Source organism: Paraburkholderia sp. BL9I2N2, assembly GCF_004339745.1.
In the GTDB taxonomy this organism is placed as follows: domain Bacteria; phylum Pseudomonadota; class Gammaproteobacteria; order Burkholderiales; family Burkholderiaceae; genus Paraburkholderia.
The window spans coordinates 132,354-156,172 of sequence record NZ_SMGP01000002.1 but is presented as its reverse complement, the minus strand read 5'-3'; the positions used below and the strand labels follow the sequence as shown (position 1 = coordinate 156,172).

General features: G+C 61.3%; 18 protein-coding genes. 6 read left to right on the top strand and 12 right to left on the bottom strand.

The features are described from left to right. Positions 1-34: 34 nt before the first annotated feature. The gene (locus tag B0G74_RS22660; protein WP_243658285.1) at positions 35-1,417 is read right to left on the bottom strand and encodes an ATP-binding protein; all 1,383 of its coding nucleotides are present in this window, start codon (positions 1,415-1,417) and stop codon (positions 35-37) included. 502 nt (positions 1,418-1,919) lie between these two features. On the opposite strand from B0G74_RS22660, the gene B0G74_RS22655 reads away from it, so the two are divergent. Next, positions 1,920-4,580, top strand: a complete 2,661-nt coding sequence (locus B0G74_RS22655) for a LuxR C-terminal-related transcriptional regulator (RefSeq protein WP_243658284.1) — start codon at positions 1,920-1,922, stop codon at positions 4,578-4,580. Positions 4,581-4,712: 132 nt separating this feature from the next. Here B0G74_RS22655 and B0G74_RS22650 read toward each other — a convergent pair whose 3' ends face one another. The 5 genes from B0G74_RS22650 to gtdA form a co-directional block, all read right to left on the bottom strand. Further along, the gene (locus tag B0G74_RS22650; protein WP_132377126.1) at positions 4,713-4,997 is read right to left on the bottom strand and encodes a DUF4148 domain-containing protein; all 285 of its coding nucleotides are present in this window, start codon (positions 4,995-4,997) and stop codon (positions 4,713-4,715) included. 230 nt (positions 4,998-5,227) lie between these two features. Continuing rightward, positions 5,228-6,433, bottom strand: coding sequence for a 3-hydroxybenzoate 6-monooxygenase (locus B0G74_RS22645; protein ID WP_132377125.1), 1,206 nt, complete (start codon positions 6,431-6,433; stop codon positions 5,228-5,230). Between the two features lie 27 nt (positions 6,434-6,460). Beyond that, entirely contained in the window at positions 6,461-7,102 is a 642-nt protein-coding gene (gene maiA, locus B0G74_RS22640; RefSeq protein WP_132379286.1) for a maleylacetoacetate isomerase, read from the bottom strand. Between the two features lie 33 nt (positions 7,103-7,135). After that, complete coding sequence (locus tag B0G74_RS22635; RefSeq protein WP_132377124.1) at positions 7,136-7,834, bottom strand: fumarylacetoacetate hydrolase family protein; 699 nt, start codon at positions 7,832-7,834, stop codon at positions 7,136-7,138. 71 nt (positions 7,835-7,905) lie between these two features. Next, complete coding sequence (gtdA, locus tag B0G74_RS22630; RefSeq protein ID WP_132377123.1) at positions 7,906-8,952, bottom strand: gentisate 1,2-dioxygenase; 1,047 nt, start codon at positions 8,950-8,952, stop codon at positions 7,906-7,908. Between the two features lie 183 nt (positions 8,953-9,135). Here gtdA and B0G74_RS22625 point away from each other — a divergent pair, with 183 nt between their 5' ends. Then, complete coding sequence (locus tag B0G74_RS22625; RefSeq protein WP_132377122.1) at positions 9,136-10,071, top strand: LysR substrate-binding domain-containing protein; 936 nt, start codon at positions 9,136-9,138, stop codon at positions 10,069-10,071. Between the two features lie 22 nt (positions 10,072-10,093). On the opposite strand, the gene B0G74_RS22620 is transcribed toward B0G74_RS22625, so the two are convergent. Together B0G74_RS22620 and B0G74_RS22615 are read right to left on the bottom strand one after the other, a co-directional pair. Beyond that, complete coding sequence (locus B0G74_RS22620) at positions 10,094-10,627, bottom strand: MarR family transcriptional regulator (protein WP_132377121.1); 534 nt, start codon at positions 10,625-10,627, stop codon at positions 10,094-10,096. Positions 10,628-10,961: 334 nt separating this feature from the next. Then, positions 10,962-11,954, bottom strand: coding sequence for an ABC transporter substrate-binding protein (locus B0G74_RS22615; RefSeq protein WP_132377120.1), 993 nt, complete (start codon positions 11,952-11,954; stop codon positions 10,962-10,964). 348 nt (positions 11,955-12,302) lie between these two features. Between B0G74_RS22615 and B0G74_RS22610 the strand changes: the two genes are divergently transcribed. The 3 genes from B0G74_RS22610 to B0G74_RS22600 all read left to right on the top strand — a co-directional run bounded on the left by B0G74_RS22610 (position 12,303) and on the right by B0G74_RS22600 (position 17,543). Then, on the top strand, positions 12,303-14,054 hold the full coding sequence (locus B0G74_RS22610) for an FAD-binding protein (RefSeq protein WP_132377119.1): 1,752 nt from the start codon (positions 12,303-12,305) through the stop codon (positions 14,052-14,054). A 177-nt stretch (positions 14,055-14,231) separates the two neighbouring features. Next, the gene (locus tag B0G74_RS22605) at positions 14,232-15,833 is read left to right on the top strand and encodes a DUF6345 domain-containing protein (RefSeq protein ID WP_132377118.1); all 1,602 of its coding nucleotides are present in this window, start codon (positions 14,232-14,234) and stop codon (positions 15,831-15,833) included. A gap of 354 nt (positions 15,834-16,187) precedes the next feature. Continuing rightward, entirely contained in the window at positions 16,188-17,543 is a 1,356-nt protein-coding gene (locus B0G74_RS22600) for an epoxide hydrolase (protein ID WP_132377117.1), read from the top strand. A 59-nt stretch (positions 17,544-17,602) separates the two neighbouring features. Here B0G74_RS22600 and B0G74_RS22595 read toward each other — a convergent pair whose 3' ends face one another. Both B0G74_RS22595 and B0G74_RS22590 read right to left on the bottom strand, forming a co-directional pair. Next, on the bottom strand, positions 17,603-19,651 hold the full coding sequence (locus B0G74_RS22595; RefSeq protein ID WP_132377116.1) for a pyridoxamine 5'-phosphate oxidase family protein: 2,049 nt from the start codon (positions 19,649-19,651) through the stop codon (positions 17,603-17,605). A 33-nt stretch (positions 19,652-19,684) separates the two neighbouring features. Then, a complete protein-coding gene (locus B0G74_RS22590; RefSeq protein ID WP_132377115.1) occupies positions 19,685-20,326 on the bottom strand; it encodes a glutathione S-transferase in 642 nt (213 codons plus the stop codon). A 110-nt stretch (positions 20,327-20,436) separates the two neighbouring features. On the opposite strand from B0G74_RS22590, the gene B0G74_RS22585 reads away from it, so the two are divergent. Further along, on the top strand, positions 20,437-21,357 hold the full coding sequence (locus tag B0G74_RS22585; RefSeq protein ID WP_132377114.1) for a LysR family transcriptional regulator: 921 nt from the start codon (positions 20,437-20,439) through the stop codon (positions 21,355-21,357). 60 nt (positions 21,358-21,417) lie between these two features. Here B0G74_RS22585 and B0G74_RS22580 read toward each other — a convergent pair whose 3' ends face one another. Together B0G74_RS22580 and B0G74_RS22575 are read right to left on the bottom strand one after the other, a co-directional pair. Further along, complete coding sequence (locus B0G74_RS22580; protein ID WP_132377113.1) at positions 21,418-22,566, bottom strand: porin; 1,149 nt, start codon at positions 22,564-22,566, stop codon at positions 21,418-21,420. A 269-nt stretch (positions 22,567-22,835) separates the two neighbouring features. Next, the gene (locus B0G74_RS22575) at positions 22,836-23,786 is read right to left on the bottom strand and encodes a choline ABC transporter substrate-binding protein (RefSeq protein ID WP_132377112.1); all 951 of its coding nucleotides are present in this window, start codon (positions 23,784-23,786) and stop codon (positions 22,836-22,838) included. Between the last annotated feature and the right edge of the window lie 33 nt (positions 23,787-23,819).

Below are 23,819 nucleotides of genomic sequence, written 5' to 3'. Positions count from 1 at the left end.
CTGACGAGCCGACCGGCGATACCGCCAGCCCTCGTCAACGTGCTGTCGCGTTCGAACGCTCTATCGGAAGACTGAAACTGAAGGTTACGCCGCGGGACACATTGCGCACGGCCCAGATCCGGCCCGCGTGTGCCTCGATGATGGACCGGCAGATTGCCAGCCCCATGCCCATTCCTGTTTCCTTCGTGGTGAAGAACGGCTCGAAGATCTTCTTGAAGTCCACCTGTCCCGAACCATGATCCTCCACGTCGACCACCACGTTGTCCGCATCGCGACGCGAGCGGATCACTAGCAGCCTCGGCCGTTCCTCCGTTGCCGCTAGCGCTTCGATCGCGTTGCGCACGAGGTTCACGATCACCTGCTGGATCTGCACCGCGTCCGCGCTGATCTTCGACACGTCTTCGCCCAATATTGTCTCGAGCGAAACCGCGCTGCGCTGGATGTCGTCGGCCATCAGCGTGCATACCTGAAGAATCAGCTTGTTGATATCGAGTTCGACCTTCTGTGGAGCCGTGTGCCTGAAGAGCGCCCGAATGCGGCTGACCACGTCCGCTGCGGAATTCGCGTCGCGGAGCAACTGCTCGGCCGAATATTTGGCTTCGTCGATCCTGGGCGGCGTCGCGGCGAGCCATCGCACGCATGCGCGCCCATGTGCCACGATGGCCTGGAGCGGCTGATTGAGTTCGTGAGCGATGGAGGCGGACAGCTCGGCGACGGCCGCGAGCCTCGACGCCTGCGCGAGTTGCTCCTGCGCATCGTGCAAGGCCTTCGACAGTTCCGCGCCGTCATCGATATCGACGTCGAGGCCGAAGAACTTCATCACCTGCGCGCCGGCCGCTTCAGTACCGCGTTGCTCTCGAGCGTGGCCGACTTCGAGCCTCGATAGCAGGTCCGGCTCATCCGATAACTGCTCGAGGAGCGCGACGAGATGGTGCCGTACACTTTCGGATCGGCGCGCGCCCTCCTCGATTGCGATGGCCAATTCCGCCCACCGCGGTTGCCGATAATGTTCAGCCAGATAGGCCCGGACAATGATCTGCGCAATGAAATCGAAATGATCGAGCAGATACAGCGAGACGTCGGCCAGAAGTTCTTTGGCAATGCGCTCGTCCAACTCGCCCAGCGCGATGTACGTGCTCCAGGTTTCTCGCAACCCGAGGCGCAGCGCCTGAAGGAGGCTCTGCAGCGGCACGCGCTGATGCTCACGTCTTTGGCTGATTTCCCGGAAAGCGTCCATGTCCTGTGCCGATGGAGGTTCGCCCGACAACAGCGTCTCGAACCATACTTTGGCTGACAGCGCGACGGATTCGTGAACGTCCCGTTTCGCTGCCGGCGCGAGCAATTTGTATCCATCGAACTGGGTCAGTATCGCAAGCGTGCGTTCGACCACAAGCGTCAGATCGGCTGCGATGGACACGGTTTTTTCCCGCAAGTGATTGCTGATCTTTGGAACTTTGGCTAACACGGCTATATATCTATCAGTAGCAGGCGCGCGATTTCGACTGACAAGGAGCGCTGGCGCAGCGATGTTGACGGCTGCGCGCCGACCGGTTCCCGCCTGGTACTCTGCAATGCGATTCGAGGCGGCGTATCATGTGGCAAAAAACGAGTCGTTCCCGGCGAAGCGCCAGTGAGCCGCCCGGCAGTGATCCACAAGCGCGCTGCCTTCTCCAGGGGGCACGCTTCGATCCCAACCCGGTGGACGCATGATCTCCTGGCGCGGCGCGGCCCACCATCCCCCATACAGGGGAGATGCCCGCCATCCCCCAACCCGGGGGATACGCTTCAATAGATGGGGGATGGCGGCAAGCACGGCCACCCCAAAACAATGTGACTGAAAAATGCGTGTGGTTGGAGAAACGTCCACGATCGGGCCGCATCTTTTCCTTGCAACGAAGGTCGTTCCGCCGCGTTTGCCCGTGGATCTGATCGTTCGTCCGCAACTCGTCGGTCTGGCTGAGCGCGCCGCGAGCAAACGTCTCACCGTGATCAAAGCGCCCGCCGGATTCGGCAAGACTTCGCTGGCGCTCATCTGGCTCGACCGGCTGCGCGCGAACGGTGCGCGGGTGGCCTGGTTGTCGCTCGACGCCGAGGACGACGAACCCGCACACTTCGTCAATTACCTGGCGCATGCGTTGTGGCATGCCTGCGGCAATGTCGGCGCGGCGGCGATCAGCCTGACTGCCGACGCCGCATTCGTCCCTCTGCACGCCGTCGTTTCCACGCTGATCAACGAGCTTGTCGAAGTCGACGACGAGGTCGTCCTGTTTCTGGACGACTATCACCTGGTCACCCGTCCAGCAGTGCACGATGCGATGTCGTTCTTTATTGAAAAGGCGCCGCAGAATGTGCATGTGGTTCTCTGCTGTCGCACAGAACCATCGCTGCCGCTCGCGAGGATGAGAGCAGGCGACGATCTGCTGGAAATCGATGCGTCGGCGTTACGTTTCGACTTCGACGAAACGAAGCGCTTCGTCGAACACGCATTGCCCGGCGTGCTGAACGCTTCCCGCATCGAGACGCTTTTTGCGAGCACAGAGGGCTGGGCTGCGGCGCTGCGCATCTCGATGTCCATGCTCTCGCGCAAGGAATGCCAAGGCGTTAAGGAGCCTGGTGCGCCGTCTGGCGCATCGCGGCCGTTCGCCGCCTATATCGAACACATGTTCGAGCGGCTGCCGGCCGAAATAGTTGGGTTCATGCTGCGCACGTCGATACTCGATCGATTGAGCGCGCCGCTCTGCGAGGCGGTAACGGGCCTGCGCACGAGCCAGCGCATGCTGGACGACATCGCCGAGGGGCAGATGCTGTTGCAAGCGCTCGACTGCGACGGAAAATGGTTCCGCTATCACCATCTGATGGGCGAGTACCTGCGGGCGAAGCTCGACGCACAGCACGCCGACGAGGTGGCGGAATTGCATTGCCGCGCGTCCGGGTGGTATGGCGGCGAGGAGCTGTGGACGGAGGCAGTCAAACATGCGATCGCCGCGGGCACCACGGATAACGCGATCCGTCTCATGGAACAGTGCGCGATGGCACTCGTCAAGAAAGGCGATCTGCTCACGCTGCTCGGTTTGCAGCGCCGCTTCCCCGTGGGTCTGGCCGGTGCACAGGTGAGGGTTACGCTGGCGATCGCCTGGGGAATGGCGCTCGCGTTGCGTTTCGACGAGGCGCTCGCGATGCTGGATACGGTCGAACGTGATATCCCGTCCCAGACCGGCGCCGAGCCCGAAGGCATCCGGTGGGAATGCCAGGCGATCCGTTCGGTCGTCGCGGCACTGAAGGACGATCCTGAAGCGGCGCTCGCTATCGCTGAGCCATGCCTCGAACGACCGTCCGCCAATATCTGGACGACCAATGTGGCATCCAACGTCGTGCGCTTCGCACACTGGAAGGCCGGCAACCTCGAAGCGCTTTACGCCACGCCGTGGATGTCCTATTCAATCGAAGAAAATCAACGCAACCTCTATTCTTCCGTCTACCGGCTGTGCCTGCTGGGACACGCGGAGATGCAACAGTTGCACTTCGAGCTTGCAGAACGGTATTTCACGGAATCGATGAAGCTGGCCGAACGCGAAGCCGGTCCCGATTCGATCTCGGTAGCACTATGCGCACCGATGATCGGACAGATCTGGTACGAACACGGCCGACTGGACGAGGCTGAAACGCTGGTTGCAGGACTGATGCCCGTTATCGACGTGGCGGTCTTGCTAGATAGCGTGTTGATCGCCTATCGCGTCCTCATCCGAATCGCAGTCGCGCGTTCGGACATGAGGCAGGCGTATGCGTTGCTGGATCGCGCGCAGGCGTTGGCTTGCGCACGTGGATGGGAACGCATGACCGCCGCCGCCCTGGTCGAACGCATACGGCTCTATCTTGTGGAAGGCAGGACGGTCGAGGCGGCTGTGTGCGTCGCCCAACTCGATCAGGTGGCGCGCTCCCATTCCCATTCTTCACGCTCCATCTCGCTCGAGATCGAGGATTATCGTGCACTTGGGGCGGCCTCTGTCGCCGCGGCTCAGCACCGGACCGAAGAGGCCACTGCGCTGTTGAACACCGCGCTGCAGAGCGCGGAACGACGACATGGAGATTTCCTCGCGATACGTTTGCGAACCATGCTTGCGCTCGTCTGGCTGGCAGCGAACGAACGCGCCCGTGCGATCGAGGTCTTTAGCGAAGTCCTGAAGATCGCCGCGCCCGCAGGGGTGTACCAATCCATTCTCGATGTGGGCCCGGACATCGGCGACTTGCTGCACGCCGTTTGCGACGACGCGCAGAATACGGCGCAAACGAACGAGACGATCGCCTACGCCAATCATCTGCTCCATGGCTGGCGGACACTCTATCAGCCCGGTGGCAACCGTCAGCGCGACACGGAGCGCGGATCACTGAGTTCAAGGGAGCGCGAAATCGTCGACTTGATTGCGAGAGGACAGTCGAACAAGGAAATCGCAAATACGCTTGGAATTGGCGCTGAAACCGTCAAATCTCATATGAAGAGTATCTTCATGAAACTCGGCGTCGATAAGCGAGCTCAAGCCGTTGCACGCGCACGGGACCTCGGACTCGTGGGTCCGTACTAGGCCGCGTGCCGAGGGGCCGCTCACGGTATGTGGACTAACGCACTTGCCGGGCTCAGCCAGGGACCGCGCCGCCACGAACCGCGGAATTCCGGAACTGAGGTTGCGCCGCCTCAGTCCCGATACAGCTTCCTATCAGAGTCCGTCTGCTCGCCCCGAGCGAGACGTCCCATCCACATCACCACCATACCCGGATACCGCACCTTGCACTGCGGTGTTTTGCGCCGCGACTTTCGCTTCAGCAGCCTGGATATTTTCCGGGTAATGAACCCAATCGCGCGGGTTGTAACCCGCTTTCTCGAGCTGTTCCAACTGGGCACGCACTTGCGCACGGGTCAGCGACGGACTTGACTGTGCGAACGATGCAAGAGGGACAACGGCAAGCGCCGCAACGAGAACAGCCTTGGTGAACGACTTCATGACTTCGTACCTCTTAGATTGGTTGGTGGCAGGACCACACGGGTTTTCTGCCACGGCTGAAAAACAGTCTAAGAGGGAGAAGAACTTAGGGTAAGTACCAATTTTGCCAATTCACCGTTGCATCGGCGCACACAATCAAAATAGCGGTCTCATCACTTTTGGTATTCGAACACAGAACCGATCGTGTCTTTTCCGCAGACCTCGATCTTGGCGCACAGCTATCCTTATCCTCAGAGGACGCCCTTCAGGCAATCTTCCGCGCGCCAGCCATGCAACCACGCCAACGCGTCATAGAACTGCTCCTGCGTGCGGCCGACCCAAAGCGAGTTACGCACCAGACGCTCGACACCCTTCGCGTGATAGATGCGGCCCATTTCGCGCGCCGAGTACAGCACGCGTGCCGTGCGCGGAATACGTGCGGTCTCGTACAGCTTGAACGCGGCTTCGAAATCGCCGTCAGTCGCGGCAACGGCCGCTCCGAGCGTGACCGCGTCTTCAAGCGCCTGGCAGGCGCCTTGGGCGAGGTACTGGGTCATCGGGTGCGCGGCGTCGCCGAGCACGGTGGCGCGCCCGTCGCTCCAGCGTTCCACGGGATCGCGGTCCGCCGTGGCCCAGCGCTTCCAGGAAGTCGGCCGGTCCAGCATCTGGTGCGGCAGCGGATGGATGCCCTCGAAGTACGACAGCACTTCCTGCTTGCTGCCTTCGCGCACGCCCCATTCCTCCTTTTCGCGGCTATGGAACGTGACGACGAGGTTGTACTGCCGGCCGCCGCGTAGCGGATAGTGCACAAGGTGACAATGCGGACCCGCCCACACGACAGGCGCATTGATTTGCAGATCCGTGGGCATGTTCCCGGCATCGACGACTGCGCGATACACGACATGTCCCGTCACGCGATGCTCGTCGCCGATCAATGCCTTGCGTATCGCTGACTTCACGCCGTCACAACCAATCACCGCGTCCGCGCTGTAGCGCTCGCCATGCTGATCGGTGACGGTCACACCGTCTGCATCCTGATCGAGCGTGCAGACTTGCGTGTTCGTGCGGAACTGGATCAGCGGATGATCCTTCACGGCTTCGAGAATCGACAGATGGATGTCCGCGCGATGAATCACCGCATACGGATTGCCGAAGCGCTCGCGATACGGCGCGCCGACGTCGACGCGCACGATTTCCTTCGCGTCGAGCGCGTCCATCAGGCTCAGATAGTCGGTGAACACGGCCCGGCCACGCGCCGCCTCGCCGACACCCAGCGCATCGAGCGCATTGAACGCGTTCGCGGCCAGCTGGATGCCCGCGCCTATCTCCTGGATTTCCGGAGCCTGCTCGAGCAGTTGCACGCGAATGCCCTGACGCGCCAGCACCAGCGCAGCGGCCAGGCCGCCAATTCCGCCGCCGATCACGAGCACGCGGCGCCCTTTGTCTGTCTCACTCATGACTGTCTCCCCATGATTGCCCCGCCATCAAGCAATGTAATCCGGCTGGCGCTGCGGCTGCGCAGCAGCGAATGCCGGGTGTTTCGACGCGTGTTCATACACAGCGAGGCAGCGCGGATAGGCGCTCAGATCGCAGTCCATGCGCAGCGCGTTGGCGATCTGCGGCACGAGGGACACGTCAGCGAGCGTCGGCTGCGCGCCGAAGCACCAAGGGCCTTCATTGCTGCGTTCAAGCATGCGCTCGGCACCGGCCATCCCTTCAGCAATCCAGTGTCGATACCACGCGGTCTTCTGCTGTGGCGTCACCTTGAGTTCCGTTTCCAGATAGCGCAGCACGCGCAGGTTGTTGACCGGATGAATGTCGCACGAAATCAGTGACGCGAATTCGAGCACGCGCGCACGCGCCACCGGTTCGAGCGGAATCAGGCGCGGCTCGGGATGCGTCCGGTCGAGATAGTCGATGATCGCGAGTGACTGGCCGAGTTTGAAATCGCCGTCGACGAGCGCCGGCACCGACGCCGACGGATTCACGTTCGCCACGTAGTCCGCCGCGCGATGTTCGCCGATGCGGATATTCACGGGCAACGTGTCGTACGCGAGACCTTTGAGCGCGAGTGCAATGCGCACACGGTACGAGGTCGAGCTGTTGAAGAAACTATGGAGTTGCACGAGTAGATCTACGTCCAATGCAGATTACGTGTATCAGCCCACGCGTACCGTCACTTCGCCCAGACGCTCGACGCCTACTTTCATCGTGTCGCCCGTCTTCACCGAGCCGACGCCTTCCGGCGTGCCCGTGAAAATCACATCGCCCGGTTCAAGGCGGAAGTACTTAGACAGGTCCGCAACGGTTTCGGCCACCGACCAGATCAGATGCGACACATCGCTCTTCTGCTTTGTCTCGCCGTTGACCGTCAGCCACAGGCCGCCACTTTCAAAGTGGCCGACCGCACTGGCGGGATGAATCGGGCCGATCGGCGCCGAACGGTCGAAGGCCTTGCCGATTTCCCACGGACGGCCCATCTCGCGCATCTTCATCTGCAGGTCGCGGCGCGTCATGTCGAGGCCAACCGCGTAGCCCCATACGTGATCGAGCGCCTGTTCGACGGCGATATCCGAGCCACCCTTGCCGATCACCGCGACGAGTTCGGCCTCGTAGTGGTAGTTCTGCGTCTGCGACGGATACGCGAGTTCTAGCGTCTCGCCATCAGCAACGGGCACGACGGCATCGGCGGGCTTGCAGAAGAAAAACGGCGGCTCACGATCGGGATCGAAGCCCATTTCACGTGCGTGCGCCGCGTAATTGCGGCCCACGCAATAGACGCGACGTACCGCGAATTGAGCATCGCTGCCAGCGACGGGAACGGCGATCGGAGCTTCGGGAGGAAATACAAAAGCCATGATGAATTCGACTCGGAGAAGAGGATTGAGCACGCGCCGCGCCGGCGGCGCGCGTAAGAAAATGCCAACGGTTAGCTGCGCTCTTCGCGTAGCAGATTCAGCGCGGCGAGCACCGGACGATCCGAATAGCTGAACAGCACGCTTTCCGCGGCCGCCGACAATTGCACGGGCGCCCACGACGGCGCGACGAACACGTCGTGAGGCTCGAAGGTGAATTCGTCATTGCCGATCTTCACGGCGCCCTTGCCTTCGACGACGCAGTACACGGTTGCATCGGTGCTGCGATATGTACGACCTTTGAAGCCCGCAGGCAGGTATTGCATGAAGGTCGCGATGGTCGGCATCGGCCAGCCGCCCGTCGCCGGATTCACGTAGCGCAGCTTCACGCCATCCCATTCGTCGAGTTCGCCGTTGCGCAACAGCGCGTCGAGCGCTTCGCGGCTGCGCTCATACGGGTAGCTGAAAATCGGCGAGGTGGGATCGGTCACGCGATGCCGCACGGGCGCCATGTTGTGGCCGAAGCGCGCAAAGCTGTCACCTTCCGGGCGCGACACGGGCTGCGTCGCCTCGGGATAGTTCTCGGCGAAACCCGCGTCCATCTGCGCGACGAGCGGAATGTCCAGGCCGTCGAGCCAAACGACGGGTTCGCCGCCGTCTTCCACAGACGGATTGCCGTGGTCGTGCCACGTCCACGACGGCGTGATGATGAAGTCGCCCAGATGCATGGTCGTGCGTTCGCCGTTGACGGCTGTCCACGCGCCCTTGCCTTCGACGATAAAGCGCAGCGCCGATTGCGTATGCCGATGGCTCGGCGCGATTTCGCCCGGCAGGATCAACTGCAATCCGGCGTACAGGTTCGGCGTCATGCTCGACTTGCCGGGCAGGCCGGGGTTTTCGAGCACCAGCACGCGACGCACGGCCTCTTCGGCGCTGATCACGGAACCGGCCTGCATCACGAGGTCGCGCACTTGCGCGTACTTCCAGATCGCGGGCTGGGCTTTCGGTTGCGGCGTCTTCGGCACGAGGTTGTGCAGCGATTCCCACAGCGGCGACATGCGCTGCCGCGCGATTTGCTCGTAATAGGCCGCGCGCGATGCGCCCGGAGCGTTGTTGGTCATTCGCGTCTCCTTTCGGTGTCTCGTGGGTCAGGCGCGTCGCGGGTCACGCGTCGCTCTTGTCGACCCTCCGCATTATTTATATGCGACAAAGCTATACTCGGTAAAATGGCAAAAACATCTAGCCCATATGGTTTTGGGTATATCTGCGCTACCACAACGGGAATCTGACGAGAGGATTAGGCGATGGACTGGACTTACCGTCTTCGTCTGAGGCATCTGCAGGTGCTGCTGAGCCTTGCGAGCACAGGCAATCTGAGCCAGTCGGCGGCGGCGCTCAACACGACGCAGCCGGCCTTGTCGAAATGGCTCAAGGAACTGGAGGAGGATGTCGGCCTGCCGCTATTCGAGCGGCACGCGCGCGGCTTGCGGCCTACGTCGTATGGCGAGGCACTGATCGAACACGCGCGCCGCATCGAAGCGCGCCTCGACGTTGCGCGCGACGACATGCAGGCAATGCGTGAAGGCGGCAGCGGCCTCGTGAGCATCGGAACGTCGGGCGTATCCGCGGCCGATACAGTGCCCCTCGCCGTCTCCCGGCTTCTGGAGCGCATGCCTCGCGCGCAGGTGCGACTCGTCGAGAGCACGATGAACCAGCTGATGCCGCAGCTGGCGCGCGGCGAGCTGGATATCGTCGTCGGCCGGTCTGGCCAGCAGTACGACGATCCGCAGTTGCAGACGCAGACCCTTTACACGGAGCCGATCAACTTCGTCGCGGGACCGCAGCACCCGCTCACCCGCAAGTCGACGCTCACGTGGGAAGACGTGCTTGGTTTTTCATGGATCGTCTGGCCACAGGGCACGCCGGTGCGAACGGCACTGGAAGCAGCGCTGACGGCCGAAGGACGCACGCTGCCAGATCATTGCGTGGAATCGAATTCCTCGATTCTCAACCTGACATTGCTGAACAACACAGAGCTGGTAGGCGTCGCATCGCATCGGGCCGCGCTCCGATTCGAGCAGTTAAACGCCCTTCGTATTCTGCCTATCGAACTCGAAGGGTTCGGGTCGGTCTCGGTCTACTGGCACGCCGAGAACGTCAATCGCGCCGCGGTGGCCATGACACTGGAAAGCCTGCGCGCTTTCGCCGACCCGCATATGGAAGAATGGCACACCGCTTAAGGCCTTGGACGCCGGCCCACGTTCAATCCACGACCGTATCGCCTTGAGACTTCTGGGTGAGGTTCGTCTCGATCTGACGCATGACCTTCCAGAAAATGCGCATATCTTTTTGGGTGATCCCGTCGAATGATGACGAAATCATCTCAGTGAGCTCGGGCAGCATTTCATCGACGAGCCGCTTGCCCTCGTCCTGCAGATTGACGAAGTACTTTCTTCTGTCGTTTGGATCGCGGGTTCGTTGCACGAGGCCGCGTTTTTCAAGGTTATCCAGCGCCGGTACCGCGGTGGTTGAGGCAATGCCAACGCGCTTGCTGAGTTCCAACTGGTTTAGTTCACCGCGTTCGGCCAGGACTCGAAGGTAGTACCAGTACGCGATCGCGAGATTCTCCCTGTCGAGAATCTTTTGTGCTTGCGCGTCGTAGAGCCTGTGTATCGTTCGCGCCATCCACGGCACAGTTCGGCCCCGATCATCAAACACGTCAGAGGGTTCTGTTGCTGCCGGTCGTACGGCAACGCCCATCGTTGCTTTGGCGGCAGTGGAATTTGACTTGGGCATTCGCTCATTCCTTGACATGGAGTCTTTGACTTTATTCACCCCAAAACACATCATTCGATATAACTCTATCTCCGACGGAATCATCTTTTTAAAGATGATTCGTTTGGACAGAGATCATACAACAGATACCGTCTGTTCATCTGTATCCGCGAATCCACTTATAGTGCGGGACCGGCACGCTGCTTTGTTGACGCTCACCGTCTGGCGAGGCCGCTGCCGTTAGTGGCCCCGCGCACAGGGTAACGGCATCAGGCTGTCAGGAAAGCAGCACGCCAATTCCACGCCGGAGTTGGCAACTGCTGCTCCGTGCAACCTCTAGCCTTGCCGGCCTGGATCAGATCGCAAAGCTCTCGAGACTTGCCGGATGGAATAGCTCCCGAGCTTCCAGCCGGCGGCTCGACAGTCCCTCCGCATAGTGACGGGCGAGAAAGCGGTCAACGACATGTTCATTGTCAGCAAAACCGTATGACCAGAAGTCGGTGCCCATCAGCTTGCGAGCGGCACGCAACTGATCCTCAACGAACGGCAACGTAATCTTCGTGGCCGACGTATCGCTCAGCCGAGTCAAGGCAAGAGCCTTGGACTTCTCAAACGCCTTCATTACTGCGCCGGGCAGCCACGGGTGACGTTCCGCGAGCGTCTTCCTGATTCCGAGCGTGTGCATGATAGGGAAAAGCTTCGTGCGCGAATACCACTCGGCGGCGGTTTTGTGCGGATCGTCGAAAAGATACCTGACCTGCGGATGTCCACGGTCGAAGCAGGAAGGAGCGCGCGGCCCGATGACCGCGTCGATCTCCCCTTCTGCCAGCAGGTTCGAGATCGTCTGCCCTTCAGGAGCGTTCTCCAGTTTCACATCGTCAGGCAGATTCAACGAGATTTTCTCGACGCGTGTCGCATCCTCGTAGCCGCCGCGCACCCACGTCACGTCGGAAGCCTTCACTCCGTATTCTTCTTCGAGAAAGAGACGGACCCAGACGTTGGCGGTGAGTTGATACTCGGGCACGCCGATGCGCTTACCCTTCAGATCCTCAGGGCGGCTGATGCCGCGGTCCGCACGCACATAAATCGAGGTGTGCCGAAACGCTCTCGACGGAAACACCGGGACAGCGATGTAGGGTGAAGTGCCCGCTGCGGTCTTCACCGAGTAACTGCTAAGCGAGAGTTCGCAGATATCGTAGTCCGCATGTCGGAAGGCACGGAAGAATATCTCTTCGGGATCCTGCAACATGAAAACCGGATCGACACCCTCGATCTGCACCTCGCCATCGACCAGCGGCCGAATCCGGTCGTAGTTGCCTACGGCGACGGAAAGCTGAAGCTTGCTCATTGCGTCTCCTGAACATTACTGAAAATGCAACCTCTGCGGGTTGATGCATCGTCTGGTGGCTCGCGACTCCTGTCTCGCTCTTTCCAGTTGCGAGGGTGCCAACGCAGCCCAACCTTCATCGCGATCGACAATCGAGCCAATTTCGTTTTATATCGCATGATCTTACTAGGAATTATGCGCGTCAGCAAGTTCTCAGGGCGAGACGACACGCGCGCCACATGAGACGGATATGACTTTGCCAGGGGATTCCCTGGAGTTTCTTGACATCATTCATTCCGAGACACATGATTCGATATAAATCGATTTCCAGCAAGATCCAACAGAAACCCTTAAAGCAGGAAAACCGCCATGGACACCGCTACGACGGAGAACTGGGACCGCGAGGCCGACGTCATCATCATGGGAGCCGGCGCGGCTGGCATGACGGCGGCAATCGTGTCAAAGAACGAAGGGCTTGTGCCGCTCGTTCTCGAGAAGACCGACCAGGTCGGAGGCACCTCCGCCTGGTCGGTGGGCATGATGTGGTTCGTCGACAGCACGCCAATGCAGGCGGCCGGCTTCAAGGACTCGTTCGACAAGGCGCGAAAATACTTTGCCGCCACGGTCGGGACCAGTGTCGACCGCTCATTGCAGGAAGCCTATATCTCGCAGGGCCGTGTCGCGCTCGATTACCTGTTGCGTCACTCCGAACTGGAAGTCATGGCGCTCGAGTATCCGGACTACAGTCCCGAACTTGAGGGCGGGATGTTCGGTCGCGCTCATGCCCCGCTCGAATTCGATGGGCGCAAGCTCGGCGCGCACTTCAAGGATCTACGTGCCCCGCTTCCGGCCTTCGCGCCATTCGGCGGGATGATGCTCGACCTCGTCGACCTGCTCCACTTTCTTTCCTTCACGCGTTCGGCGCGGTCGTTCTTCCATGTACTGAAGCGCTTTTTTCGCTATGGCGTGGACCGGCTGAACTATCATCGCGGCACCCGGCTCGTCGGTGGGAATGCATTGATAGGCCGCTTGTACAAAACAATGCTGGATCAGAACATCGACGTCTGGCTGCGCGCGTCCGCGACCCGGCTAATCATGGATGGCGGCAAAGTCACGGGCGCGGAAGTGGTGCGAGACGGCCGGACAATCCGCGTACGCGCTCGCCGGGGCGTCGTCATTGCGACGGGGGGCTACCCCGGCAACCCGGTCATGCGTCGCGAGCACTCCCGACAACCAACGGTCGAACTCGGACTTGGTCTGCCCAGCAACGTCGGCGAAGGCATTCATCTTGGCGAATCGGCCGGTGGTCGACTCGACCACAACGGTCAGGACACCGGCTTTTACGTCCCCATGTCGGTCTATTCGAACGACGCGGGTGGCAAGGAACTCTGGGGGCACTTCATGCTCGACCGTCCCAAGCCCGGCTTCATTGCCGTAGGCAAGGACGGACACCGCTTCACGAATGAGGCGGCGTCGTATCATGCCTTCACGCTTGGCATGTTCAACGCGGGCGCAATCCCGGCCCACCTGATCGCAGATGCCACGGCGATCAAGAAGTACGGGATTGGCGTCATCCTGCCCGGCAGCTTGTCGTTGCGACGCTATGAGAAAGCGGGCTACCTGTTCAGCGGTCGCACATTGCGTGAACTTGCCGGCAAGATCGGCGTCGACCCGGGCGGACTGGAACGCAGTGTCGAGCGCAACAATCGCTTTGCGAAAACCGGTATCGACGAGGACTTCGGGAAGGGATCATCTGCGTACAACATTTATAAGGGTGATCCGACACACTCGCCCAGTCCCTGTCTCGGCCCCATTGAAAAGGGGCCCTTCTACGCCGTCAAGCTGATGCCAGGCGACTTTGGAACGAGCCGCGGGCTCGTGACCGGATCTCACGGAGAAGTTCTCGACGACGATAGTCGCCCGATTCCCGGACTATATGCCTGCGGCAACGATATGAACTCGCCGGTAGGCGGTCATTACATCGGTGCCGGAATTACGCTCGGGCCCGCATTGACGTTTGGATATCTCGCCGCCATGGCGCTTGCCGCGAATGATCAGGCCGAGGTGATCAGCAAGTTGGAGTCCACTTCATCGCGTACGCAAGACGTCGGCCTTTCCTGATCAAATACCGCAAACCGCTGAATCGTCCATTCGATGAAGGCGCGTACTCCGCGCCCTCGTTTCGGCATCCAAACCTTCACTGTCTTTCAATTCGCTTGCGCGCTCGTCGTCCTTTGATTGGCGGTTTCCTTATACCGCCTGTCTTCGCCCCGTATGTATGCGCACAAGGAGTTCATCATGAAAGACAGTTTGCCCATTTACCGGCTCGAACCCCAAGACACCAGCGTCAAGCGCCTGGCGATGCTCGGGCGGCAAATCTTCGGCCTGCACGATGAGTTCCGGCTCAGCGAAACGCGCGACGGCAAAGTACTGCGCAACGCCCACCACATCGTGGAAATTGCCAATGCCAGCGGCGCCGTGTGGGCCGCTGACGAGTCGCAGATGTGGCGACCATCGGTCAACGCGGAACTGCCGGACGATGACGACGCACTGTCGATAGCCAAAGACTTTCTGCATCGCGAAGGTTTGCTGCCTGGTTTGGAAGCGCCGTTTTCCTATGGCAAGCCGGTGATCGGCGGCACTCATTTCGCGTTACGCAAGGACGGCAAGCGGCAAAACCGGCGTCTCGACGTACAGGTGGTGTACCCGGTTATGGTCGACAAGATTCCCGTAGTCGGCGGTGGCAGCGATCTGACTGTGACGTTGGGACACAAAGGCAGCGTGATCGGCTTTAACGGCGGCTGGCGCACAGTGGTGGCTGAATTCGACGCGAAAATGATCGCGCCGGACAAAGTGAAGGAACAGTTTCACGGCCTCATGAGCCAGATGAAAATCGAATCCTTCGACATGTCGCTCGCCTATTACGCGGCGCCCTCGTTTACCGCGCAGGAATTCCTCTATCCGGTGTACGTGTGCCGCGCCACGGCCGTGTTCGGCAAACAACGCGTGCCGCTTCGGCAGGTCATGCTGGCCGCCACCGACTTCGGCCCACCGCTCACCTTCGGCGAGCCGCAAGCGAAACGGCCGAAGTCGGCCAAGCCCGCCACGGTGTCGAAGGAAAAAGTCAAGACCGAAGCAGCCGGCAAACTGCGCCGGTCGTTTGCCGCCGCAACCGTGACGCGGCCGTGGGAAGCCGGGACATCGTGGATCGGACAGAGCGGGGGTTTGGCGGGGAGCCAGGCCAACGCGCAAGGATTCGTCGACGAATGGGCGGCAGCAGGTTGGCACATCGATTTCAACTGGGGCGATGCCAACGCATGGGAATCGGATTGGCGTCGCAACGACGACACCTGGGTGGACAACGCCGACTTCGTGTTCTACACGGGGCACGCCAATATGAACGGCTGGGTGCTGTCCAAACCCGACGACGGATTCCTCGACTTCGCCGAAGTCGGCGCAGGACCACAAGCACCGGGCGACCTGTGGGGCCAAAGCGATCTCGAATGGGCGACGATTGCCGCCTGCGGCCCATTGCAGGACGACCTGCTCGCAAGCGGCGGCGGTGACGTGCTGGCCCGCTGGGATGGCGCGTTCGATGGCATGCACATCCTGATGGGCTACGGCGCGATCACCTTCGACAACACCGACGAAGGACGCAAACTCGCCCAGTACGCGAAGGGCGGCAGCACCATCATCGATTCGTGGTTCCGCACAGCCCGGGAGATTCAGCCGGCGACGAACGGCGCCGCCGCGCCCGATGGTCCGAACGTCTGGGTCGGCGCGATGTGGGTGGGCAAAGACGGAGTCGATCCCGTCAACGACCACGCATGGGACTATGGCTCGGTCGCCAACGATCCGACCTCGCCAACGTGGCTCGCCGCGATGTGGACGACCTGCTGAGCGCAACACTCAGCCTCGTACTCCAACTGCTGTAGATGTGGGTCAAGCGGCACACGTCTGTGGCAGTTGGAGGCTTCGTCGATGAACCACTCTCCAACTGCGAACCTGCGCCGTTGAAATGAAAGCGGATCTGCCGTGTGCGCCGATACGGTTCCGCTTTGTATCGCAACGTATCTGCCGGGTTCACCGATACCCGCGCATACAAAAACCGCCCCTACCGACACACGCGGGATACCTCCGCGCGCTCCAATACGTCCACCCTACATCGAATACCGCCTGCCAATCGCTCGTGAAATCGTGAAATCATGTTGCCATTGATGGGTAAGCCTGGCTTCATCGCCGATCGGAGACTTTATGTCGGACAACCTCCCTCCTCACTCGCCCTCTCGCCGCCGTTTTGTCAGCGTGGCAGCGGCGGCCGTTGCCGCCGGCTCATTGAGTCAGCTCGCGTTCGCGGAAACGAATCAAGAGATTACTGAAGTTGCCCCGGCGACGGGCGGCGACAAGACCGCCATTCGCCGGCTCCGCGTGCATGTGCCGGAATCGCAACTCATCGACCTGCGCCGACGCATCAAGGCGACAAGATGGCCTGATCGGGAGACCGTTACGGATAACTCGCAAGGCGTGCCGCTCGCGATGATCCAGGAACTCGCGCGCCATTGGGCAACCGACTGCGATTGGCGCAAGTGCGAAGCGAAGCTCAACTCGCTGCCGAATTTTGTGACCGAGATCGACCGACTGGACATTCATTTCATTCACGTCCGCTCGAAACATGAGAATGCGATGCCGCTCATCGTCACGCATGGGTGGCCAGGTTCGGTGATCGAGCAGTTCAAAATCATCGATCCGCTGACCAACCCAACCGCGTATGGCGCGAGTGCATCCGACGCGTTTCATCTGATCATTCCGTCGTTGCCCGGCTACGGCTTTTCGGGCAAGCCGACCACGACCGGTTGGGGCCCCGAGCGTACCGCGCGTGCGTGGGTCGTCCTCATGAAGCGCCTCGGATACGAGAAATTTGCCGCGCAAGGCGGCGATCTCGGTGGTGTTGTCTGCAACGTAATGGGCAAGCAGGCGCCACCGGAATTGTTAGGCATCCACGTCAATTTCCCGGCGACTGTTCCACCGGAAATCACCAAGGCGCTTCAAGCCGGCGATCTGCCGCCAGCCAACCTCTCCGCCGACGAAAAGCACGCTTACGAACAACTGAGTTCCGCGGCCAAGAAGCGACGCGCCTACGCATTGGAAATGGGCACACGCCCGCAAACGCTCTCTGGATTGTCGGACTCTCCCATTGGCCTCGCGAGCTGGCTTCTCGACCACGGCGACGGGTATGAGCAGCCGGCGGCGGCACTGACCTCGGCCGTGTTCGGACACTCCGTCAACGGGGAATCGGCCGGCGAGCTGACGCGCAACGATGTACTCGACGACATCACCCTGTACTGGTTGACGAACACGGGGGTTTCCGCGGCGCGCTTCTATTGGGAGTCGCACTTCAACTTCCTGGCCGCCGCCGATGTATCCGTCCCCGCTGCGGTAAGCGTCTTTCCGCGCGAGAATTATCAGGCTCCGCGCAGTTGGACAGAGCGGGCGTATCACAACCTGATCTATTACAACCGGCTCGATAAAGGCGGCCACTTCGCGGCATGGGAGCAACCGCAACTATTTGCCGAAGAGGTCCGCGCAGGGTTGAGGCCGCTGCGCACGTAAATGAGAAATTGCCGGACTCGGACCCAGTCCTAGACTTTACCGAAGCTGGAGGCCGTCGATCAAAGATCCAACGTCACGCCCGCATCGCCAGCAACCGGATGTGCCATGCAAACCAGTGCCGCGCCGGGTTCGATTTGCGCCTCGACTTCGCCGTCGTACTTGACCTTGCCCGACAACAGTCGCGTCGAACACGTCCCGCATACACCCGCTCGGCAACTGGACGGCGAGTCGATACCGTGCGCTTCGGCAAATTCGAGCAAGCTGCCGTCGCGCGGCAGCCATTGAATCGTCCGCTCCGAGCGCGCGAAAGTCACTTGCACAGCGCCGGTGTCTTGCGCCGAAGTCTCAACCGGTTTCGTCTCCGCGCTTACGACCACCGCACGCTTGACGGTCGCCGGACCGAAGGCCTCGAAACGAATTCGCTCATCCGCGACATTCAAGCCGCGGAGGCCCTCATACAGATCACGCATGAACGACTCGGGGCCGCACAGATAGAAGTCGTAGTCATCGAACGGAAGCACGCGCTTTAACGCGTCGATAGTCACACGCCCGGCCGACACGCCTTCGGCCAACCCATCGGCGGCGCTATCGAAAAGATGCAAGGAGAGCGCCGCATTGCGCGCGGCAAGCTCTTTCAATTGCGCACTGAACGGACGTTCGCGATCGCTGCGCGCGCCGTGAAAGAAGAACAGCCGCTTCGCTCGCGCGCCCTCACTGGGAGATGCTGCCAACGCATGCCGAAGCATCGCCATCATCGGCGTGATGCCGATGCCCGCCGAGATAAAGACGGCGGGCCGCGGGCTGTCTTCATCGAAAACGAACGCGCCGCGCGGCTTCATCGCTTCGATCTGCGTACCGGCAACGAGGTGCTCATGCAGCCATGTCGAAGCCACGCCTTCGCGCTTCACGCTGATTCGATACCGCTGCGGATCGTGCGCATCGGAAAGCGTGTAGGTGCGCGACAAAGGCGTGGCGGAGTCCGACACCGGCACGCGGATCGGCAGAAACTGCCCCGGCTTGTACGGCGGCAACGGCACACCGTCGACCGATTCGAAATAGAAGGAGCGAACCGACGCTGTCTCGTCGACCACGGCCGCGACCTTCAACTTGTGCCAGGGCGATGCAACCACCGGCTTATGCACCGCCGCCGCAAACTGCGGCGCATACTCGACCTCGGACCAACGGAACGGCAACGCGCTCCGGCTGCGCCGCACTTCCTGCACGTGAAAACGCACGAGCCGTTGCGCGCCTTCGAACGCAGCCAGTTCCGCGCCGTCCCATACGATTTCAGCGCGCGCCGCGATATACAGCAGATCGCCGCTCGCAAAGTCGATGAACAGCAGGCCGGCGCGCGGATCGTGGATCAGGTTGCCGATCGTATTGAAGAAGTTGTTGCCGATAAAGTCGGGCGTCGTCAGCGTGTGCTCATCGTCAACACGCACGAAACCGGGCGCGCCACCGCGATGCGACACGTCGACGCCGCGGGCAAGGTCCGCATCTTCCGCAAGATTCGCGCTCGCGATGAAAAACGTATCCGCCCGCGCCAGTAACGCGCGGTCGGCATCGCTGAGGTGGGTCGCTATTTCCGGCGGCGTGGCAGGTTCCGACGTACTCTGTTCCACCCAGGTCGGCGTACGGCTCTGGATGTACTTATTGCAGTTGCCGAAGCTCTGGCGAACGTCGAGTATCAACGCGGCCCCGTCCACCGACCTCACGACGCCGTTGATCCGGTTGCGCCTGCGGGTCTGCGGCTGCAGCCCCAGGCCGCCGATCATCGAGCCCTCCCGCCAGCTATCCGCGAGCGGATCGCCGGGCAACACGCCGCCTTCGATGCGCAACGTCTGCGCATCCGGCGACGACACGAAGCCCGGCATGCCGGCGCGCACCGTCGCCCACGGCTGCCCGCGCGCATCGACGCCGCCGAACACCATGAACGGCTGCTCGCTGAAAAACTTGCGATGCTGATCCGGCATGTAGCGGCGAATCCCCCGGCGTCCCGACGCTTCCGCCATGCTTCTCACCCCGGCGCGCTGCTGGGCGGCGAGTTCGGCCGCGTGAAACGGCGAGGCGTCGACGCCCCAGCCATTCAGTGGGATAAAGGTGGACATGACCGGACTCCGGTATCTTGAAGGATCAGCCGCTCACTCGGCGAGCAGCCCCGCTTTTGTCGACGGCATCGCGATGAACCGCGGCAATGCCTCGACGCGGCGCAGCCACGCACGAATGTTCGGATACGGGTCGAGCGACACGCCGCCTTCCGGCGCGTGCGCGATGTAGGTGTGGGCGGCGATGTCGGCAATCGTCACCTGATTGCCCGCCGCGAACGGCTTGTGCGCCAGTTCGCCGTCGAGCACGTCGAACAGTTTGACGGCCAGCTTCTTCGCGGTGTCGTGATCGTGCGGCGCACCAAACACGGTGACGAGCCGCGCCGTGCACGGCCCATAGGCGATCTGGCCGGCGGCGAGCGACAGCCAGCGTTGCACCGCGGCCGCGCCGAGCGGGTCTTCCGGCAACCACGAGGCGTCGCCGTAACGCTTCGCCAGATACACGAGAATGGCGTTCGAATCGAACAGCGTGATGTCGCCGTCCTGAATCGTCGGCACCTGCCCGAACGGGTTAAGCGCCAGATACGCCGGCTTGCGGTTCTCGCCGGCCTTCATGTCCAGTTCGACCACTTCGAACGGCAGATCGAGCAGGGTCAGAAACAGCTTCACCCGATGGCCGTGGCCGGAAAGCAGGGTCGTATAGAGGCGGATCGGCTGGGCGGGTCGGGCAACGGGCATGACGGGTTCCGGAAAACGTGAAGGAGTGGATCGAGCATAATGCGCACGAGCCACCTTGCAGAAGCCTGATAATCCGGGAAACACAATCAATCGAAGATGGACAATCCACCATGGCCGACGTACGCGACGTAAACCTCAACCGCTTGGCGATCTTCGTCGCGGTCGTCGACGCGGGTTCGCTGACCGCCGCGGCAGCGCGTCTGGGTCTCGCCAAGACGATGGTCAGCACGCACATGCAGCGGCTCGAGGCCGAGGTGGGCGCGAGCCTGCTGGTGCGCACGACACGGCGGCTCGGTTTAACCGAAGCGGGCCGCGCATTCTACGACGCGAGCGTGAAGATCCTGCGCGCCACGGAAGACGCGCTGTCGGCGATCGGCGGCGAAACGGCGTCCGTGCGCGGCATGTTGCGCGTGAGCTCGCCGATCGATTACGGTTCGCTTGCCGTCGCGCCGGTGCTCGTCGAACTGCGCCGCACGCATCCGCAACTCAATGTCGAGTTGCTGTGCACCGACCGATATGTGGATCTCATCGCGGACGGCATCGACGTCGCGATTCGCCTCGGCCGGCTGGCCGATTCCAATTACCGCGCGGTGAAACTCGGCAGCTTCGTCAAGTGGGTCGTGGCGAGTCCGGATTTCGTCGAGATATGGGGACAGCCGCAGACGCCCGCCGAATTGTCGGCGATGCCCTTCTGCGCGTTGACGGTCTTGCCGCGTCCGCTGACGCTCGACCTGCAACGCAACGGTGGCAAAAGTGATGGCGACGTTGAAACCGTGCGCTGTGAAAACGCGTTGCTAGTGAACACCGCCGACGCCTGCCGTGCGGCGACACTTGCCGGCGGCGGCTTCGGCCTGTTGACGGACTTCTCGATCGGCGCCGACATCGCCGCCGGGCGGTTGATTCGCCTGCTGCCGGAATGGGCGACCGAGCCCGCGAGTATTCAGGCTATCTTTCCGCCCACCAGCCATCCTCCGCCAAAAGTGCGGGCGCTGATCGACACGTTCAAGAAGCAGCTCGAGCGCGCATCGTGACGGCGTGGATGGTGTCCCGTGACCCGGGACACCGCAAAACCTGAAAACCTTCGCCGCACGTCAGAACGAATGCCGCATGCCGATCCGCACGTCGGTCTGTGTGTTCGATGTGGACGGCGTAAAGCTATAACCGATTACCGCGTTTACGCCATCCGACGCGCGCAGATAGTCGCCGGAGATATAGACGTCCGTACGCTTGGACAACAGGTAATGGAGCCCGAGCGAGCCCTGGTTCCAGTGATTGCCTTCGAACCGCGTGTGCTGATAGCCGCCGTACAGCATCAACGCAGGCGTGAAGGTGTACGAGGCGCCCGCCTCATAGACCTGCATATGCGAGGTTTCGCCGAGACCCTTGATGGTCGTGTAGGTGAAGTCGCCGCTCAGCATGACGTTGCCGATCGTATAGGCGGCGCCGACCGCGAACGCCCCTTGCTTGTCGACCGGGAACGGCGACGAGCTATACAGGTCCGTCACTGCGCCGGTCGCCGGATCGACGGATACGGTCGGCTTGCCGAGGAACGTGCGCGTGCCGATCATCGCGTATGGGTCGAATGCATAGATGCCGTTCGGGTTGTTCAACTGGGTATAGGCCGCGCCCATGTTGAAGGCGCTATGCTCGTAACGCGCACCCACGCTCCACGCGCTCTTGTTGTGGAAGTCGCCCGCCGTATTGCCGAACGAATACATGCCGCCGAACGAGAAGCCCGCATAGTCGTTGGAGAGAAACTTGACCGAATTCGGCAGCCGGTCGCCGTTCATCCGGTCGAAGTCGCCTTGATGGATCGCGTAGCCGCTCGCCCATGCCGAGATGTTATAGAGGTAGACAAACTCTTCGGTCATGTCGAGTTGATTACCCAGCGAAAGCGTTCCCCAGTTGTTCTTCAAGCCGACATAAGCCTGGCGTCCGAACTCGGCGCCGCCGAATGCTAATTGCCCGTTGCCCAAGTGAAAACCCGATTCGAGCACGAACACGGCCTGCAAGCCGCCGCCGAGATCCTCGACGCCCTTGAAGCCGATCCGGTTGCCGTACGAAATACCGTCATCGAATTTGAACTGGTTAGCCCCGCCGGCATTGTTCACGTAGGTGATGCCGGCATCCAGAATGCCGTACAGGGTGACGCTGCTTTGCGCATGGGCAGCCGTCGGCGCGCATACAGCGCTTGCCGCGATCGCGAGTCCCGAAAGGCTGACGGCATTTCTCTTCTTCATCTAATTCTCCCCTGCTCTTTGCCTGCTTATTTCGTTGGATAAAGCGATCCCTGCTGCGTGCTGTTGACCAGCGCGCGGCACTTCTCGCATGACGGGCAGTTCGAAACCGGCTGAGACCGAGTGAAACGGATTGGAGCTATCTACGATGCATGCAGTGACCAATCATGTCCGCATCGCCGGATCAAGAATACGAGTCCAGATTGACGAGGATTCGACCGGATGCGACATAAATCTGTCGCACGGCGACCTCATCGTTAGGAATGCGGTTGTTATTTCACGCCGAGTGCGGTTTGCACGGCTTGCAGGCCATTGGCGCCGCTGGCTGTGTTCACGCCGTCGAGCCACGACTTCAACAATTCGGGGTGACGCTTGAGCGCTTCTGTCGCCGCTGCATCCGCGCCAGTCTTCTTTTCCAGTACTTCGGTGATCACGCCGTTTTCCAGATCGACGTTGAAGGTGAGTTGCCTGAACAGGCGGCCGATATTCGGGCACTGCGCCGCATAGCCACTGCGCGCAACCGTATTGACCGTGGCGCCGCCGTAATTGGGCCCGAAGTACTTGTCTCCCCCATCGAGGTACGTGAGCTTGAACTTCGTGTTCATCAAATGCGGCTCCCACGCGAGAAAGACAATCCACTTCTTCTCGCGCACCGCGCGCTCCACTTGCGTAAGCATGCCGGTTTCACTCGATTCGACGAGCTTCCAGCTGCCGAGTCCGAACGCCTTGTCGTCGACCATCTTCTTGATGTTCTGATTGGCCGGCGCCCCAGGCTCGATGCCATAAATCTTGCTGTCGAACTTATCGGCATTCTTCGCCAGATCCGCGAACGAATGGATGCCGGCAGCGGCCACATAGTCGGGCACGGCGAGCGTGAACTTGGCGTTGCTCAGATTCGGATGCACGACCTCGATCGACTTTTCTTCCTCGAACGGTTTGACGACCGGCGCTTGCGCCGGCATCCAGTTGCCGAGGAATACGTCGATCTGCCCTTTCTTCAGGCCTTGATACGTGATCGGCACCGACAGGTTCGCGACGTTCTGTTTGTAGCCGAGCGCCTTCAACAGCACGCCGGTCATCGCATTGGTCGCGTCGATGTCGGTCCATCCCGGCCCCGCCATGTTGACCTGCGCGCACGACTGCGGCTCGGCGGCCGACGCGAAAGTGGCTGCCGCGCACAGCAGCGCAACGCCGGTTACCGCCTGTTTGAAGAGCTTTTTCATTATGTCGGCTTCCTGTTCGTGGGGGTGGATGGG